General features: G+C 71.8%; 15 protein-coding genes. 10 read left to right on the forward strand and 5 right to left on the reverse strand.

Annotation, left to right across the window (positions count from 1 at the left end; all coding sequences use genetic code 11):
* The first annotated feature begins 17 nt into the window (after window positions 1–17).
* The 10 genes from DW297_RS05920 to DW297_RS05965 all read left to right on the forward strand — a co-directional run bounded on the left by DW297_RS05920 (window position 18) and on the right by DW297_RS05965 (window position 9,559).
* A complete protein-coding gene (locus tag DW297_RS05920; RefSeq protein WP_136030339.1) occupies window positions 18–335 on the forward strand; it encodes a PTS sugar transporter subunit IIB in 318 nt (105 codons plus the stop codon).
* Window positions 332–613, forward strand: coding sequence for an HPr family phosphocarrier protein (locus DW297_RS05925; protein WP_136030342.1), 282 nt, complete (start codon window positions 332–334; stop codon window positions 611–613). The genes DW297_RS05920 and DW297_RS05925 overlap by 4 nt, the downstream gene beginning before the upstream one ends.
* The gene (gene ptsP, locus DW297_RS05930; protein WP_136030344.1) at window positions 610–2,295 is read left to right on the forward strand and encodes a phosphoenolpyruvate--protein phosphotransferase; all 1,686 of its coding nucleotides are present in this window, start codon (window positions 610–612) and stop codon (window positions 2,293–2,295) included. The genes DW297_RS05925 and ptsP overlap by 4 nt, the downstream gene beginning before the upstream one ends.
* Window positions 2,292–3,926 (forward strand): PTS mannitol transporter subunit IICB, encoded by a 1,635-nt coding sequence (locus DW297_RS05935; protein WP_136030346.1) that lies wholly within the window; start codon window positions 2,292–2,294, stop codon window positions 3,924–3,926. The genes ptsP and DW297_RS05935 overlap by 4 nt, the downstream gene beginning before the upstream one ends.
* Window positions 3,923–4,357 carry a PTS sugar transporter subunit IIA gene (locus tag DW297_RS05940; RefSeq protein ID WP_136030348.1) on the forward strand — a complete coding sequence of 145 codons (435 nt, stop codon included), beginning with the start codon at window positions 3,923–3,925 and terminating at the stop codon, window positions 4,355–4,357. The genes DW297_RS05935 and DW297_RS05940 overlap by 4 nt, the downstream gene beginning before the upstream one ends.
* Window positions 4,354–5,511, forward strand: coding sequence for a mannitol-1-phosphate 5-dehydrogenase (locus tag DW297_RS05945; protein WP_136030351.1), 1,158 nt, complete (start codon window positions 4,354–4,356; stop codon window positions 5,509–5,511). Before DW297_RS05940 ends, DW297_RS05945 begins: the two co-directional genes overlap by 4 nt.
* 95 nt (window positions 5,512–5,606) lie before the next feature.
* Window positions 5,607–6,899 carry a flavin-containing monooxygenase gene (locus DW297_RS05950; RefSeq protein ID WP_136030353.1) on the forward strand — a complete coding sequence of 431 codons (1,293 nt, stop codon included), beginning with the start codon at window positions 5,607–5,609 and terminating at the stop codon, window positions 6,897–6,899.
* Entirely contained in the window at window positions 6,896–7,846 is a 951-nt protein-coding gene (locus DW297_RS05955; RefSeq protein ID WP_136030355.1) for a bile acid:sodium symporter family protein, read from the forward strand. Before DW297_RS05950 ends, DW297_RS05955 begins: the two co-directional genes overlap by 4 nt.
* A complete protein-coding gene (locus DW297_RS05960) occupies window positions 7,846–8,802 on the forward strand; it encodes an SDR family oxidoreductase (protein ID WP_136030357.1) in 957 nt (318 codons plus the stop codon). Before DW297_RS05955 ends, DW297_RS05960 begins: the two co-directional genes overlap by 1 nt.
* Window positions 8,803–8,812: 10 nt before the next feature.
* On the forward strand, window positions 8,813–9,559 hold the full coding sequence (locus DW297_RS05965) for an alpha/beta hydrolase (RefSeq protein WP_168442806.1): 747 nt from the start codon (window positions 8,813–8,815) through the stop codon (window positions 9,557–9,559).
* A gap of 10 nt (window positions 9,560–9,569) precedes the next feature.
* Here DW297_RS05965 and DW297_RS05970 read toward each other — a convergent pair whose 3' ends face one another.
* From DW297_RS05970 to DW297_RS05990, 5 genes are read right to left on the reverse strand one after another with little or no spacing between them, the layout of a single operon-like run.
* On the reverse strand, window positions 9,570–10,421 hold the full coding sequence (locus tag DW297_RS05970) for a carbohydrate kinase family protein (RefSeq protein WP_240744532.1): 852 nt from the start codon (window positions 10,419–10,421) through the stop codon (window positions 9,570–9,572).
* A gap of 3 nt (window positions 10,422–10,424) precedes the next feature.
* Window positions 10,425–11,546: a polysaccharide deacetylase family protein gene (locus DW297_RS05975; RefSeq protein ID WP_136030360.1), complete on the reverse strand. Its 1,122-nt coding sequence runs from the start codon at window positions 11,544–11,546 to the stop codon at window positions 10,425–10,427.
* A gap of 2 nt (window positions 11,547–11,548) precedes the next feature.
* Window positions 11,549–12,664, reverse strand: a complete 1,116-nt coding sequence (locus tag DW297_RS05980) for an adenosine deaminase (RefSeq protein WP_136030362.1) — start codon at window positions 12,662–12,664, stop codon at window positions 11,549–11,551.
* Between the two features lie 50 nt (window positions 12,665–12,714).
* Complete coding sequence (locus DW297_RS05985) at window positions 12,715–14,007, reverse strand: thymidine phosphorylase (protein ID WP_136030364.1); 1,293 nt, start codon at window positions 14,005–14,007, stop codon at window positions 12,715–12,717.
* Window positions 14,004–14,402: a cytidine deaminase gene (locus DW297_RS05990; protein WP_136030366.1), complete on the reverse strand. Its 399-nt coding sequence runs from the start codon at window positions 14,400–14,402 to the stop codon at window positions 14,004–14,006. Before DW297_RS05990 ends, DW297_RS05985 begins: the two co-directional genes overlap by 4 nt.
* Between the last annotated feature and the right edge of the window lie 18 nt (window positions 14,403–14,420).

Below are 14,420 nucleotides of genomic sequence, written 5' to 3' on the forward strand. Positions count from 1 at the left end.
CAGGAAAGGCGGCATCGATGAGGATCCTCGTGGTGTGCGGCGCTGGCGCGTCGAGCACGTTCGTCGCGCAGCGGTTGCGCAGGGCGGCGGAGTCCGTCGGCCTGGACTGGGATGCGGCGGCCGGAACGGAGAGCTCCGTCGCCGCAGGGCGCCACGACCTCGTGCTCATCGGCCCGCACCTCGGCGACCGGCTCGCCGACATCCGCCGCGTCGCCGACGGCCCGGTGGCGCTGCTGCCCGACGACGTCTTCGCCGACCGCGACGGCAGCCGCACCCTCCGGCTTGCCCGCTCGATCCTCGCCGACGCCGGCGAGACACCGAAAGGAACACCATGACCGCCACTCGCACCGTCCGGATCGGCTCCTCGCACGGCCTGCACGCCCGCCCCGCGAAGATCTTCGCGCAGGCGGCCAAGGATTCCGGTCTCGCCGTGACCATCGCGAAGGACTCCGGCAAGCCGGTCAACGCCGCCAGCATCCTCGGCGTCATCGCGCTCGCGGTCGAGCACGGCGACTACGTCACGCTCACGGCCGAGGGCGACGGCGCGGAGGACGTGCTGGACACGCTCACCGAGCTGCTGACCACCGATCACGATCAGGACGCGGCCGGATGAGCGAGCTGCGCGGGGTGGGAATCGGCCTCGGCGTCGCCCAGGGACCGGTCGTCCGGATGACCGAGGCACTGCCGGCGCCGGACGACTCGCCCAGCACCGCGGGCGCCGATGCCGAGCGCGCGCGAGCCCGCGAGGCCGTCGCCACGGTGGCACGGGAGCTGACCGCGCGCGGCGAGGCCGCCGGAGGAGCGGCGCAGGAGGTGCTCGAGGCGCAGGCCATGATCGCCGAGGACCCGACGCTGCAGGACGAGGTGGATGCCCGCATCGACCGCGGCGCCACCGCGGAGTGGGCCGTGCACGACGCGTTCGCCGGGTTCCGCGCGACGCTGGAGGCCGTGGGCGGCTACCTCGGGGAGCGCGCCGCCGACCTCGACGACATCGCCCAGCGCGTGCTCGCCCGCCTGCGCGGGGTCGACGCCCCCGGCGTGCCGAACCCCGGGCACCCGTTCGTGCTGGTCGCGCGCGACCTCGCCCCGGCGGACACCGCGCTGCTCGACCTCGACCAGGTGCTCGCGCTCATCACCACGGACGGCGGCCCCACGTCGCACACCGCGATCCTCGCCCGCGAGAAGGGCATCGTCGCGATCGTCGGGGCGTCCGAGGGCACCGCCCTCACCACGGGCGAGACCGTGATCGTCGACGCCGCAGCCGGGGTCGTGACCCGCGAGCCCAGCACCGCGGCCCTGGCCCGAGCCGCGGAGCGCGCCGCGGCCCGACGCTCGGCCGTCGATGCACCAGCCACTCCCGGCGCCCTCGCCGACGGCACGCCCATCGCGCTGCTGGCGAACCTGGGGAAGCCTGCGGACGCCGCCGATGCGGTCGCTCGGGGGGCCGAGGGCGTCGGGCTGTTCCGCACCGAGTTCCTGTTCCTCTCGGCGTCCCAGGCCCCGACGGTGGCGCAGCAGCGCGAGTCGTACCGCGAGCTCCTGACGGCGTTCCCCGGCCGGAAGGTCGTGGTGCGCATGCTCGACGCGGGCGCCGACAAGCCCCTGGCCTTTCTCAACGACGCGCACGAGGAGAACCCGGCCCTGGGGCTCCGCGGCCTCCGGGCGCTGCGGGCGAGCGAGGACATCCTGCGCGAGCAGCTCACGGCGCTCGCGGAAGCCGACGCCGAGACCGACGCCGACCTGTGGGTTATGGCGCCCATGGTCGCGACGGTCGAGGAGACCGTGTACTTCACGGGGCTCGCACGCGAGTACGGGCTGAAGACCGCCGGGGTCATGGTCGAGGTCCCGTCCAGCGCCCTGCTGGCCGACCGGGTGCTCGCCCACGCGGACTTCGCCTCGATCGGCACCAACGACCTCACGCAGTACACGATGGCCGCCGACCGCCTGCTCGGCTCGGTCGCGTCGTTCCAGGACCCGTGGCACCCCGCCGTGCTCCGCCTGGTGCGCGAGGTCGGCGCGGCCGGTGCCCGTCTCGGCAAGCCCGTGGGGATCTGCGGGGAGGCCGCGGCCGACCCCCTCCTCGCCGTCGTGCTCGTGGGTCTCGGGGCGACCAGTCTCTCGATGGCGCCGTCCGCGTTGGCCGACGTGCGCCGCGCCCTCTCCGAACGCACCGCTTCCGACGCGCTCAGCCTGGCGGAAGCCGCGCTGGACGCCGACGACGCCTCCTCCGCCCGAACCGCCGTGGCGACCCTCGCCGCGGCACTCCCCCCTCACCAGAAAGAGACGACATCATGACGACGACGTCACCTGCCGCCACGAGACCCGGCGGCCTCCGCCTGGGTGTCCAGCGCTTCGGCACCTTCCTCTCGGGCATGATCATGCCGAACATCGCGGCCTTCATCGCCTGGGGCTTCATCACGATGCTCTTCATCCCCGCCGGCTTCTTCGGCGCGGACAGCCCCTTCGGCTGGCACTGGGCCGGGGTCGCCGAGATCATCGGCGGCGGCGGCGACTCGGCCGTGATCGGCTGGCAGGGTGCCATGACCGCGGTGGCCGAGGGTGACGGCGGCAACATCCTGGCGTACGTCGGGCTGGTCGGCCCGATGGTCACCTACCTGCTGCCGCTGCTGATCGCCAACACCGCGGGCCGCCTGGTCTACGGCGAGCGCGGTGGCGTCGTGGCCACGATCGCCACGGTCGGCGTGATCGTCGGTACGAACATCCCGATGTTCCTCGGCGCCATGATCATGGGACCGATCGCCGCATGGCTCACGAAGCAGATGGATCGCCTGTGGGACGGCAAGATCCGCCCCGGGTTCGAGATGCTCGTGAACAACTTCTCGGCGGGCATCCTCGGCATGATCCTCGCGATCGTCGGCTTCTTCGCGTTCGGACCGGTCATGCTCGGCATCAGCACCGCGCTGGGCGCCGCCGTCGACTGGCTCGTGGGACTGAACCTGCTGCCGCTGGTGTCGATCATCGTCGAGCCCGCGAAGGTGCTGTTCCTCAACAACGCCATCAACCACGGCGTGTTCACCCCGCTCGGCATCGAGCAGGCGACCGAGACCGGCAAGTCAATCCTGTTCCTCATCGAGGCGAACCCAGGTCCGGGCATCGGCCTGCTGCTGGCGTTCAGCTTCTTCGGGGTCGGTGCCGCGCGGGCGTCCGCGCCCGGAGCCGCGATCATCCAGTTCTTCGGCGGCATCCACGAGATCTACTTCCCGTACGCGCTGAGCAAGCCGGCAACGATCCTCGCCCTGATCGCGGGTGGAGCGACCGGTGTCACCACGAACATGCTCCTCGGCGGAGGCCTGGCCTTCCCGGCGGCGCCCGGCAGCATCATCGCGGTGACCGCCGCGGCGATCGGCCCCGGCGTCGCGAACCTGCTCGTGGTCTACCTGTCCGTCATCCTCGCTGCCGCCGTCACGTTCCTGCTCACCGCCGTGATCCTGCGGGCCTCGCGCAAGCGCGACCTCGCGGCGGAGGGCGACACGTTCGGTGCGGCGATCGCGCAGACCGAGGCGAACAAGGGCAAGTCGTCCGCCGCGATGGACGCGCTGCGCACCTCGTCGGGCGCTGCGACAGCGACCGCCGCGACCGAGGCGCCCGCGACCGCGGTCGCCGACCGGCCGATCTCCACGATCGTGTTCGCGTGCGACGCCGGCATGGGCTCCTCGGCGATGGGCGCCAGCGTGCTCCGCAACAAGATCAAGAAGGCCGGGATCGAGGGCGTCACCGTGACCAACGCGGCGATCGCGAACCTCGACGGCACCGCCGACCTGGTGATCACGCAGCAGCAGCTCACGGAGCGGGCGCAGACGAAGTCGCCGAACTCCATCCACGTCTCCGTCGACAACTTCATGAACTCGCCGAAGTACGAAGAGGTCGTCGAGATGGTCAGGGAACAGCGAAAGGACGAAGAATGAGCGTGCTCACCCTCGAGCAGATCCGGATCCACCCGTCGGGTGCGACGCGGGACGACGCTCTCCAGGAGGCGACGGACATCCTCGTCGCCGCCGGAGCGGTCACCCCCGCCTACGTCGACGCGATGCGGCAGCGCGAGCAGACCGTGTCGACCTACATGGGCAACGGGCTCGCGATCCCGCACGGCACCAACGACGCGAAGGACGCCATCCTCGCCTCGGCCCTCTCGGTCGTGCGCTACGACGGCGGCGTCGACTGGGACGGCGAGCAGGCGACCTTCGTGATCGGCATCGCCGGTGTCGGGGACGAGCACCTGGAGATCCTGTCGCGCATCGCGATCCTGTTCTCGGACGAGGACGACGTCGCGAAGCTCGCCGCGGCGCAGACCCCGGAGGAGCTCTACACGCTCCTGTCGGAGGTGAACGAGGCATGAAGGCGGTCCACTTCGGGGCCGGCAACATCGGGCGCGGATTCGTCGGCCTGCTGCTGCACGAGGGCGGGTACGAGGTCGTGTTCTCGGATGTCGCCGGGGCTCTCGTCGACGCCATCAACGCGGTCGACGAGTACACCGTGCACGAGGCCGGCCCCGGGGGGACCGATCACGTCGTCACCGGGTTCCGCGCGGTGAACAGCCGCACCGACCCCGATGCCGTCGCGGAGGAGGTGGCGACCGCGGACGTCGTCACCACGGCCGTGGGACCGACGGTGCTGCGCTTCGTGGCGCCGTCGATCGTCGCGGGGCTCGCGCTCCGCTCCCCCTCGGCCGCGCCGCTGCAGGTCATGGCGTGCGAGAACGCGATCGGCGCGACCGACCAGCTGCGCGCCGAGGTCGCCGCGGCCGCCGGGTCCGACGCCGAGGCCCTGCTGTCGCGCGCGGTGTTCGCGAACACCGCGGTGGACCGCATCGTGCCCGCGCAGCCCGAGGGCGCGGGCGTCGACGTCACGGTGGAGCCGTACGTGGAGTGGGCCATCGAGTCGGGGCCGTTCGGGGAAGCGCCGCCGCACATCCCGGGGGCGCACTTCGTCGCGGACCTCGCGCCGTACATCGAGCGCAAGCTGTTCACGGTGAACACGGGACACGCCGCGACCGCGTACTTCGGCGCTCGCGCGGGCATCGAGCGCATCTCCGACGCGCTGGCCGACCCCGACATCGCCGCCCGGGTGTCCGCAGCCCTGCAGGAGACATCGGCCGTGCTCGCGGCGGTGCACGGTCTCGATCCGGCCGAGCTCGCCGCGTACCGCGCCACGATCCTCGACCGGTTCCGCAACCCGGAACTGGTCGACACGGTGCAGCGCGTGGGGCGGCAGCCGCTGCGCAAGATCTCCCGCCACGAGCGTTTCATCGGCCCCGCCGCGATGGCCGCGGAGCGCGGGCTGCCGACCGGGGCCCTGGTGGCCGCCGTCGCCGCCGCTCTCGAGTTCGACGACCCCGCGGATGAGCAGTCCGTCGAGCTCCAGGCGCTCCTGCGCAGCGAGGACGCCGGAGCGTTCACGACCCGCACCACCGGACTCGACCCCGAACACCCGCTGTACGACGCGGTGCGCGAGGCCGTCGCCGCCCGGCAGACCGTCCTGCGCGACACCTGATCCGCCGCGGCGACCGTCCACGACGCGCCCCCGCGCACCGCTACGATCGGTGCGCGGGGGCGTTTTTTCGAGCACAGCGACGTGCGGGGAGCGGGATGAACAGATACGCCGTGATCGGCGCGGGGCCGTCGGGCCTGGCAGCAGCCAGAGCGCTGCAGAAGCGCGGCATCGCCGTGGACGGGTACGAGGCGTCGCACGGCGTCGGCGGCCTGTGGGACATCGACAACCCGCGCAGCACCATGTACGAGTCCGCGCACCTGATCTCCTCGCGCACCACGACCGAGTTCGCGGAGTTCCCGATGCGGACCACCGCGGACTACCCGGGGCACCGCGTGCTCAAGGGGTACTTCACCGACTACGCCGAGCACTTCGGCCTGACAGGGCTGTTCCGCTTCGACACGGCCGTGACCAGGCTCGAACCCCGCGACGGCGGCTGGGACCTCACCGCCACGGGACCGGACGGCGAGCACACCCGGTGGTACGCGGGCGTGGTGCTCGCGAACGGCACGCTCGCCACGCCGAACGTCCCCTCGTTCCGCGGTGCGTTCACGGGCGAGCTGCAGCACACCAGCGCGTACCGGTCGCCGCAGCAGCTCGCGGGGAAGCGCGTTCTGCTGATCGGCGCGGGCAACTCGGGGTGCGACATCGCCGTCGACGCCGTGCACCATGCGGCGTCGGTCGACATGAGCGTGCGCCGCGGCTACTACTTCGTGCCGCGCTACCTGTTCGGGCGTCCCAGCGACACGCTCAACCAGGGCCGACCGCTGCCCGCCCGGCTCAAGCAGGCGATCGACACCCGCGTGCTGCGGGCGTTCACGGGCGATCCGGTACGGTTCGGCTTCCCCCGGCCCGACTACCGGCTGTACGAGTCGCACCCGATCGTGAACACGCTCGTCCTGAACCACCTCGGCCAGGGCGACCTGCGCATCCGACCCGACATCGACCGCTTCGACGGCTCCACGGTGCACTTCCGCGACGGGAGCGCGGACGACTACGACCTGGTCCTGCTCGCCACCGGCTACCGCCTCGACTACCCGTTCGTCGATCCGGAGCACCTGCACTGGCGCGGAGCGGCCCCGAGGCTGTTCCTGAACGTGTTCCCCTCCTCCTTCAACGGGCTGTTCGTGATGGGCATGATCGAGGCGTCGGGGATCGGGTGGCAGGGGCGCTACGAGCAGGCCGAGCTCCTCGCCTCCTACCTGCACGCGGTGGAGACGGCTCCCGAGCGCGGCGTGCGATTCCGCGAGCGGGTGACCGGGGCCCCGTGGCCGGACGTGACCGGCGGCTACCACTACCTCGGCCTCGACCGGATGGCCTACTACGTGAATAAGGACGCCTATCGCCGCGCGGTCCGGCAGGAGCGGCAGTCGCTGGAGGCCGGGGCGTGAACGTCGACGACGTGGTGCTCTCCTTCACCCCCGGCACGCTCACGATCCTCAACGTGGTGCTCGGCCTGATCATGTTCGGCATCGCGCTGGACACGTCACCGCAGGACTTCCGCGTCGTGGCGAAGCACCCGAAGCCGTTCGCGATCGCGATCCTCGCCCAGCTCCTGCTGCTCCCCGTCGCGACGTTCCTGCTCACGCTGGTGCTGCCCGTCCCGCCGTCGATGGCGTTGGGGATGCTGCTGGTCGCGTGCTGTCCGCCCGGCAACATCTCGCAGGTGCTCACGCATCGCGCGGGCGGCAACGTCGCGCTGTCCGTGTCGCTCACGGCGGTCGGCAACCTGGTCTACATCGTCGCGATGCCGCTGAGCATCACGTTCTGGGGGTCGCTGCACCCGACCGCACGCACGCTGCTGCGCGACATCTCGCTCGACCCGTGGCGCATGCTGCTCGAGATCCTGCTGATCGTCGGTCTCCCGTTCGCCCTCGGGCTGCTGCTGCGGGCGAAGCTGCCGGGGGTGAGCGCGCGCGTGCAGCCCTTCGTGAAGTGGTTCAGCCTGCTCGCACTGCTGGGCTTCATCGTGGCCGCCCTGATCGGCAACTGGACGGTGTTCGTGCAGGTGCTCGGCATCATCCTCCTGGTGGTCGCCGTGCACGATGCGGTCGCGCTGGCCCTCGGTTACGGCACGGCCGTGGTCGGCGGACTGGGCACCCGCGAGCGCAAGGCCATGACCTTCGAGGTGGGCATCCGCAACGCCGGGCTCGGCCTGGGCCTGGTCTTCCTGTTCTTCGACGGGCTGGGCGGCATGGCCATCGTGGCGGGCTGGTGGGGCATCTGGGACATCATCGCCGGACTCGTGCTCGCCGGGCTGTGGGCGCGGCACACCCGACGGCGGACCGGAAGCCCCGACGGCGATGCGAGTGGTCGCATGAGCATCGAGGCGGCCTGATGCGGCGGGTGCTGATCACGGGCGGTGCGGGTTTCCTCGGCACGCACGTCGCGAGCGCCCTCGCGCGCCGTGACGACGTGGAGCTGGTCGTGGCCGCGGATGTGCGGGATGCCCCCGCGCGGGACGGCGTCGTGAACGCGCTGCTCGACGTGACCGATGCCGCAGCCGTCGCGCCCCTGCTGCGCGCCCACCGGATCGACACCGTGGTGCACCTCGCCGCGATCGTGAATCCGGGTCGCGACGTCGACCGGGAGTACCGGGTCGATGTGATCGGCTCCGCGAATGTGCTCGCCGCGTGCGTCGAGACCGGCGTCCGCCGGATCGTCGTGTCGAGCTCGGGCGCCGCGTACGGCTACCACCCCGACAACCCCGCCTGGAACGACGAGAGCACGCCTCTGCGCGGCAACGACGCGTTCCCGTACGCGCGCCACAAACGGCTGGTCGAGGAGATGCTGTCCGACTGCCGGAGCGAGCACCCCGGACTCGAGCAGGTCGTGTTCCGCATCGGGACGATCCTCGGTCCGACCGTGCGGAATCAGATCACCGCGCTCTGGGACGGGCGGCACATCCTGCGCATCGCGGGCTCCGACTCCCCCTTCGTGTTCGTCTGGGTCGACGACGTCGCGACCGCGATGGTGCGGGCGGCGACGGACGGACCGGCCGGGGTGTTCAACGTTGCCGGAGACGGGCGTCTCACGGTGCCGCAGATCGCCGCGCGGCTCGGCAAGAGACAGCTCGTGGTCCCCGCGTGGGCACTGGACGCGGCGCTCCGCCTGGGACGGATGCTCCGGCTCACCGAGCACGGGCCGGAGAAGGTGCCGTTCCTGCGCTGGCGGCCCGTGCTGTCCAACCGCCGACTCATCGAGGATTTCGGCTTCACGCCCACGCGCACCTCGGCGGAGGCGTTCGAGGAGTACCTGGCCACGCACCCCTCCGTCTCCCGCCGACGGGAGTAGCGTTGCCTCCGTGCAGAAGAAGCCCCGCCGCCGCATCCTGAGACGTGTCCTGTGGGCTCTGGCCATCGTGCTGGTCCTCGCGATCGGCGGTGTGCTCGCCTACACCCAGATCGGGGTCATGCCGGCCGAACCGGGTCCGCTCGCCGAGGTCCGTGCCAATTCGGCGATCACCGTGACCGACGCCGACGAAGGCATCGTGCTGGAACCCGCCGACGGCGACTCGGAACGGGGCCTGGTGTTCATCCCGGGCGCCAAGGTCGATCCGTGGGCCTATGCGGCCCCGCTCCAGGGCCTCGCCGAGGAGGGCATCACGGTCGTGATCACCCGGCCGTGGTTGAACCTCGCGTTCTTCGACCCCCGCGGCCTGGACGACTTCACGTCCGCGGCGCCCGATGTCGAGTCCTGGGCCGTCGGCGGCCACTCCCTGGGCGGCGTCCGCGCCTGCCAGCTCGCCACCGCCGCCGATGCCCTGGTGCTGTTCGCGTCGTACTGCGCGAACGACCTGTCCGATTCCGAGCTCCCGGTGCTCAGCGTGGCCGGGAGCGCGGACGGCCTGTCCACCCCGGAGAAGATCGCCGATGCGCGGCCGATGCTCCCCGCCGACGCCGAACTCGTCGAGATCGACGGCGCCTCTCATGCCTCGTTCGGTGATTACGGGCCACAGGCGGGCGACGGCGAGCCGACCCTGTCCGAGGAGGAGATGCGCGCGCAGCTCACCGACATCGTGGGCGGGTTCCTGTTGTCGGTTCCCCGCTGACCGGCACCTCTCAGCCGAGGACGGGGTCGAGCAGCGGGTGCAGGTGCCGGGTGCCGAGCACGAGCGACGCCGTCCGCGCCCCGGCCTCCAGCGCGGCGGCGAGCCCGGCTCCGCCCAGTCGGGCGTCCAGCACGCCGGCGAGGAACGCGTCGCCTGCGCCGTTGGTGTCGACGACCGTGGTGGGCACCGCGCGCACGCGCACCTCGGTCCCGTCCGCATCGATCGCCACCGCGCCGTCCGCGCCGAGCGTGCACACCGCGAGCTGGGCGCCCGCGTCGACCGTGGCCCGCAGGAACTCCACCGGAGAGTCCAGGCGGTCGGCGTTGCAGAACACGGCATGCGCGGCGGCGAGGAACGGCCGGTGGAACGCGGCCGTGCCGTCGTAGTCGTGCACGTCCACCCAGAGCGGCGTGCCGCTCCGCCGTGCCAGCGGGAGCAGGCGCAACGGTTCAGCGGCCAGGTCAAGCACGACCGCGTCCGCCACCGCCAGCTCTGCCGCCAGGGCCGCATCGTCGCGCCCGTCGCCCGCCTCCGGCGTCGCCAGGTACAGCGACACGCGCTCCCCCGCCCTCGTCATGAGGTTCAGGTGGCGCTCCGTCACGCCGTCCGACCAGTGCACGGGGACTCCGGCCGCGGCCAGGGCGTCGCGCACCCGCCGGCCGTCGTCGTCCGACCCCGCGATCGCGTGCAGCGCCACCGCGCGCCCGAGCCCGGTCAGGCTCAGCGCCTTGCCCGCACTCGTGCCGCCGACCGTCTCCCAGCTGTCCTCGGCGAACTGCATGTGCGGTTCCGGCTCCGGCAGCCGGTCGAGCACGACGATCCTGTTCCAGGCGGCGGGACCGACGATGACGACCGCGGCCACGCGTCAGCCGATCCGCGACACCAGGGCGTCGAGCCCCATGCCGTAGTCGATGCGCACCACGGGAAGCGCGAGCTTGTCCGTACCGATCTGCACGTACCCGGGCTCGATCGTCCGCGCCATCTCAAAGCCGGCCTGCGCCACGCCCTGCTTCGCCGTGTCGTTGTAGTGTCCGAAGGGGTAGGCCATGACCTCGCGGACGCCCAGCACGTCGCCCGAGGCGTTGAGGTCGGCGGCGATCTGATCGGCCGTCCAGTTCACCATCCGCCCCTTGCCGTTCTCCCCCGCCTGGTGCAAGTCGTTGGTGTGCGAGCGCCGCAGCACGTAGATCGACGGGGGCGGATCGGTCCGGTAGGCCGTGATCATGAACGAGGTCGACAGCAGGCGGTACTTGTCGATCACGGGCACGGCGAGGTCGAACCAGCTCTGGTCGGCGTCGTCGTCCGTGATGATGACCGAGCGCGCGGGCAGGAACAGCCGGCCGTCGATGAACGCGCTGAGCTCGTCCCACGTCGGCAGGTAGAAGCCCGTGGTGGCGATGTGGTTCATCTGCGCGTCGAAGTCGCCGATGTAGGCGTAGTTCCCGCGCAGCCAGCCTGTCTCCCCGTCCGGGTTCGATGTGAACTGGTGGTACATGAGGATCGGCACGCGCGTGCCCTCCGCCGCGTTCTCCTCCGGGGTCTTCCAGGCCGCGAACAGCTCGATCCGCTGGTCGTCGCACACCACGGGGTCGGCGCCGTTGACGCGGGCCTCCGGAGTGAAGGCTGCCGCGTCTGCCGCCGTCGGGTACCACCCGGCGAACACCTTCCCCGCCACGGCCGGGATCGGCAGCGCGACGTACAGGCCGTTCTGCCACTGCAGCTGCGGATCCGCCGGGGCGCCCTCGCCGGCGAAGCTCACGGCACACGCCAGCGGGTTGTCGGCGTCGGCCAGCAGCTGCTCGACCGCGGTCAGCGGCGTCGGCGACGGCGACGGCTCGGGGCGCGGCGACTCCGTCCGCGCCGGTGCCGCCTCGGCCGCCCCCCGGTTCAGCAGCAGGTATGCCGCCGCGCCACCCCCGACCACCAGCACAGCGGCGAGCGAGATGATCAGTGCGACGCGCCCCCGTCGCTTCCCCCCGGAAGCCACGGTCAGGCGTCGAATCCCTCGGCGATCATCTCCACGAGCTCCTCGCGTTCCTCGACGGGGAGGAACGCGGCGGCCGCGGCGTTGAACTGGAAGGTCTCGAGGTCGTCGAGGTCGTAGTCGAACGTCTCCACCAGCAGCGCCAGCTCCCGCGTGAGCGAGGTCGCGCTCATGGTGCGGTTGTCCACGTTCACGGTGACGGCGAAGCCCAGCTGGTAGAGCAGGTCGAACGGGTGGTCGGCCAGCACGTTGCCCCAGGCCGCGACGGCCCCGGTCTGCAGGTTCGACGACGGCGACAGCTCGAGCGGGATCTCGCGGTCTCGCACCCAGCGGGCGAGCTCGCCGAAGCGCACCTGCACCTCGTCGCCCTCCTGCGTGACGACCTCCAGGTCCTCCGCGATGCGCACACCGTGGCCCAGCCGCAGCGCGCGCCCGTCGAGCAGCGCCGAACGGATCGATGCGAGTCCGGCGGCCTCTCCCGCGTGAACGGTCACGGGGAAGAAGTTCTCGGCGAGGAAGTCGAACGCGGCGCGGTGGTTCGACGGCGGGAAGCCGTCCTCCGGCCCGGCGATGTCGAAGCCCACGGCACCGCGGCCGCGGAAGTCGACCGCGAGCTCCGCGATCTCCCTGGCGCGGTCGGTGTGCCGCATGGCGGTGATCAGCTGGCCGATGCGGATGCTGCGACCGTTGCGGTCGGCGGCGTCCTCGCCCTCCTCGATGCCCTGCTGCACGGCCTCCACGGCCTGTTCCAGCGTGAGCCCCGCGGCCTGGTGCTGCTCGGGCGCCCAGCGCACCTCTCCGTAGATCACGCCGTCGGCCGCGAGATCCTGCACGAACTCGCGCGCGACCCGGGTGAGCCCTTCGCGCGTCTGCATGACGGCCGTCGTGAGGTCGAATGTCTTCAGGTATTCGACCAGCGAGCCGGAGTCGCTCTGCTTCGCGAACCAGGTGCCCAGCGCGCGCGGGTCGTTCTCCGGCACGTCGAGCCCGATGGCGTCCGCGAGTTCGATGATCGTCGCCGGCCGCACGGCCCCGTCGAGGTGGTCGTGCAACGACACCTTGGGCAGGCTCCGCAGGGAGACGCCGTTCAGGCTGGCATCGCCGTTCGCATCGATCGACATGGGGATCCTCTCGGTCGCGGGACTTCGGTTTCAGGCTACCGTCCGCGGCCTCAGGCCGTGATGCGCTCGCGGACGATCGGCCCGGCCTCCGGGGCCCGGTCGCCGAGCTCCCACGCCCCCTCCAGCGCCTCGATCGCGCGGGGGAACCGTGCCTCGTCGGCCGCGGACAGGGTGAACAGCGGCTGCCCGGCGGTCACGCGGTCGCCCGGCTTGGCGTGCAGGTCGATGCCGGCCTCGTGGATGACCGGATCCTCGGCCCTGGCCCGCCCGGCACCGAGGCGCCACGCGGCGATCCCGAAGGGCAGCGCGTCCATGCGCGTCACGACACCGTCGGACGCGGCGGTCACGACGTGCGTCTCCCTCGCGACCGGGAGCGCGGCGTCGGGGTCGCCGTCCTGCGCGCGGATCATGGCCTTCCAGCTGTCCATCGCGCGGCCGTCGTCGAGAGCGGCCTCCACGTCGGCGTCGGGCTGCCCGGCGAGGGCGAGCATCTCCCTGGCGAGGGCGACGGTCAGTGCCCGCACGTCGTCCGGGCCTCCGCCCGCCAGGATCTCGACGGACTCGCGCACCTCGTTGGCGTTGCCGATCGCGCGGCCCAGCGGCACGTTCATGTCCGTGAGCAGCGCGGTCGTGGCGACGCCGGAGTCGGTGCCGAGTGCGACCATCGTGCGTGCGAGCTCCCGCGCGCGGTCGATGTCCTGCATGAAGGCGCCGGAGCCGAACTTCACGTCGAGCACGAGCGCGTCGGTGCCCTCGGCGATCTTCTTCGACATGATGCTCGACGCGATCAGCGGGATCGCCTCGACCGTCCCCGTCACGTCGCGCAGCGCGTACAGCTTCTTGTCGGCGGGGGCGAGGCCGGAACCCGCGGCGCAGATCACCGCCCCCACGTCGCCCCGCATCTGGGCGAACATCTCCTCGTTGCTGAGCGCGGCGCGCCAGCCGGGGATCGCCTCGAGCTTGTCGAGCGTGCCCCCGGTGTGACCGAGGCCGCGTCCGCTGAGCTGCGGAACGGCCACGCCGAACGAGGCCACCAGCGGTGCGAGCGGCAGGGTGATCTTGTCGCCGACACCACCCGTGGAGTGCTTGTCGACCGTGGGCTTGCCGAGGGTCGCGAAGCTCATCCGCTCGCCGGAGGCGATCATGGCGTCGGTCAGCACGCGGATCTCGTCGCGCTCCATGCCCCGCTGGAACACCGCCATCGCGAACGAGGCCATCTGCGCGTCCGAGACGTAGCCGCGCGTGTACGCGTCGACCATCCAGCGCAGCGCCGGCTCCGGCACCGCCCCGCCGTCGCGCTTGGCGCGGATCACATCCACGGCGTCGAACGGCTCAACGGTCATCGTGCGTCCTCCAGGTCGCGCGGCCCGAACGCATCGGGCAGCACCTCGTCGATCGTGCGGATACCGGAGACGGTCTCCAGCAGCATGCCGGGCACGGCGTGTTCGTACAGCAGCTGGCGGCACCGGCCGCACGGCATGATCGTGTCGCCGTCGTTGTTGACGCACACGAACGCGACGAGCTGCCCACCGCCCGACATGTGCAGGTCGCCGACGAGTGCGCACTCCGCACACAGCGTGACGCCGTACGAGGCGTTCTCCACGTTGCAGCCCGCGACGATGCGTCCGTCGCTGACGAGGGCGGCCGCTCCCACGCGGTAGCGCGAGTACGGCGCGTACGCCTTCGTCATCGCGTCGGCGGCGACCTGGCGCAGCTCGTCCCAGTCGATGTCGGTCATGACGGTCGTTCCTTCTTC

Source organism: Microbacterium sp. PF5 (assembly GCF_004794315.1).
In the GTDB taxonomy this organism is placed as follows: domain Bacteria; phylum Actinomycetota; class Actinomycetes; order Actinomycetales; family Microbacteriaceae; genus Microbacterium; species Microbacterium sufflavum.

Excerpts from the sequence above, each read along its gene's own strand:
- DW297_RS05920 (WP_136030339.1), top strand. The coding sequence starts at position 18 with ATGAGGATCCTCGTGGTGTGCGGCGCTGGCGCGTCGAGCACGTTCGTC.
- DW297_RS05925 (WP_136030342.1), top strand. The coding sequence starts at position 332 with ATGACCGCCACTCGCACCGTCCGGATCGGCTCCTCGCACGGCCTGCAC.
- ptsP (WP_136030344.1), top strand. The coding sequence starts at position 610 with ATGAGCGAGCTGCGCGGGGTGGGAATCGGCCTCGGCGTCGCCCAGGGA.
- DW297_RS05935 (WP_136030346.1), top strand. The coding sequence starts at position 2,292 with ATGACGACGACGTCACCTGCCGCCACGAGACCCGGCGGCCTCCGCCTG.
- DW297_RS05940 (WP_136030348.1), top strand. The coding sequence starts at position 3,923 with ATGAGCGTGCTCACCCTCGAGCAGATCCGGATCCACCCGTCGGGTGCG.
- DW297_RS05945 (WP_136030351.1), top strand. The coding sequence starts at position 4,354 with ATGAAGGCGGTCCACTTCGGGGCCGGCAACATCGGGCGCGGATTCGTC.
- DW297_RS05950 (WP_136030353.1), top strand. The coding sequence starts at position 5,607 with ATGAACAGATACGCCGTGATCGGCGCGGGGCCGTCGGGCCTGGCAGCA.
- DW297_RS05960 (WP_136030357.1), top strand. The coding sequence starts at position 7,846 with ATGCGGCGGGTGCTGATCACGGGCGGTGCGGGTTTCCTCGGCACGCAC.
- DW297_RS05980 (WP_136030362.1), bottom strand. The coding sequence starts at position 12,664 with ATGTCGATCGATGCGAACGGCGATGCCAGCCTGAACGGCGTCTCCCTG.
- DW297_RS05985 (WP_136030364.1), bottom strand. The coding sequence starts at position 14,007 with ATGACCGTTGAGCCGTTCGACGCCGTGGATGTGATCCGCGCCAAGCGC.
- DW297_RS05990 (WP_136030366.1), bottom strand. The coding sequence starts at position 14,402 with ATGACCGACATCGACTGGGACGAGCTGCGCCAGGTCGCCGCCGACGCG.